This window comes from Enterobacter cloacae complex sp. IR5458 (genome assembly GCF_049238025.1).
Classification (GTDB): Bacteria; Pseudomonadota; Gammaproteobacteria; order Enterobacterales; family Enterobacteriaceae; genus Enterobacter; species Enterobacter kobei.
The window spans coordinates 1-1,851 of record NZ_JBMKIF010000112.1 but is presented as its reverse complement, the minus strand read 5'-3'; the positions used below and the strand labels follow the sequence as shown (position 1 = coordinate 1,851).

Below are 1,851 nucleotides of genomic sequence, written 5' to 3'. Positions count from 1 at the left end.
TGTAAGGCCTTTGAATAAGACAAAAGGCTGCCTCATCGCTAACTTTGCAACAGTGCCATCCCTTGTGTTATGTTTATAGGTGTCACCATCATCTATGATTTACAGGCGACGATCAGAATCAGAGGTACTGCCGGGATAGCAACACAGGGAGATAGAGATGTTCATTTCTGATGAAGTATTGCGCATAGTTCATCTGGTTGCACACTATCAGAGCATTGCAACGGCCGCTGAACAGCTCAATAAAGTACCTTCGGCGTTAAGCTATACAATAAAAAAGCTGGAAGAAAGCCTCGGCGTGGAGTTATTCGAGCGTAAGGGACGAAACATCGGGCTAACTCCTTCAGGGGAGTACTTTATTCAACACAGTAAACCCATTCTCAACGATATTGATTCTTTATGTCGTAATACCACATTAATCCATACTGGGGTTGAACAAGAATTAACGGTAGCATTTAATAATATTGTGCCTAAAAATATTATTTCAGAATTTATTTCAGAATTTGAAAAAACATTCGACTTTACGCAGTTAACAGTAAACACTGAAGTTTATAACGGCTGCTGGGACGCCATTTATCACAATCGTGCGGATGTGGTTGTTGGCGCCCCTCACTCCGTGCCATCCAGTGATGGAATAATAAGCGAACATGTTGGCTATATGGATTGGGATTTTGTTGTTGGTCCGCAACATTCGCTAGCTACTCACATTCACCCATTAGAAAACAGAGAGTTACGCCAATATACTGCTGTTTGCATCCGGGATACGGCGACGAATTTTATCCCTCTTTATGCCTGGCATCTTGAGGGACAAAAAGCAGTATTTGTACCCGATCTTGAAATCGCTATTTCGCTGATAAAAAGAAATACTGCGATAGGATACCTTCCCCATCATTTAGCCAGGCCGCTACTGAACAATGGTAGATTAATAAAGAAATCTATGCTTGAGCATAAGCACGCGACGCAGTTATTTGTGGCCGCGAAAACGGATGGTTTGGGAGAGGCAGGCCGCTGGTGCCTTGAATACTGGCTGCGTCCGGATATTAAATTCAGGCTGAATGGTTAGGTTCGAATAAAAAGTCTTCCTCATTTTTACCCAGTAAATCTGTTGAACAAGGTATGTTATGATCTTGCTCTGTATCTGTGAACGAAATCTATTTTTACTCCCTGATAAAATTAATTGATAATATTATTAGAGTGCAAATATTTTCTATGCAATTCTTGTGGTTTCTAAGGTATTAGACTGTTATCACGCAAAAATTGCTACAGTTGTATATATGCATTTGTTTGGGTTGTTCAGGGCCAACATAAGAAGCTAGCGATAAAATCATAAAAATTTAGCATATTACTAATATCAAATCATGAGGAGCCGAGCTCATTATGGTTTCATTCTCATTGTATTTTTGATTGTAGTTAATGCCTATTAACGAAGGTGGCGAAAATATTTGCAATATTTAAAGATTCATAGGGATTTTTAGTTTGGTAATTTTTAATTGAAATATCTTATTTATATTATCCTGTAGCTGATGCGCTAGGACGATATAAAGTAATGGTGTTCACCAGAGAACACCATTTGACAAGTAGAGCAATCTATCATTTATACTGGTTAGTTTTTTTTTGCTTATCAGTATTTCTTGTGCTTTTGCTATTTCCCTTATTAGTTCGCTGGTTCCTTTGTTCCTGTTAAGCTGATTTGCATGATGATCGGCGTTAGCTTTATCATATTGATATTTATTTGTGTTTGACATGTTAAATTTCATTTATATTCAATACGGATTTTTATTGTACACTTGAATCAGGCACTGTTGCAAAGTTAGCGATGAGGCAGCCTTTTGTCTTATTCAAAGGCCTTACATT

The 1,851-nt window shown here is 38.2% G+C and carries 1 protein-coding gene; it reads left to right on the top strand.

Annotation, left to right across the window (positions count from 1 at the left end; translation table 11 throughout):
• Nucleotides 1–157: 157 nt before the first annotated feature.
• On the top strand, nucleotides 158–1,060 hold the full coding sequence (locus tag ACOTYN_RS26195; protein WP_001549940.1) for a LysR substrate-binding domain-containing protein: 903 nt from the start codon (nucleotides 158–160) through the stop codon (nucleotides 1,058–1,060).
• Nucleotides 1,061–1,851: the final 791 nt, after the last annotated feature.

Coding starts and splice junctions, on each gene's coding strand:
- ACOTYN_RS26195 (WP_001549940.1), top strand. CDS start 158: ATGTTCATTTCTGATGAAGTATTGCGCATAGTTCATCTGGTTGCACAC.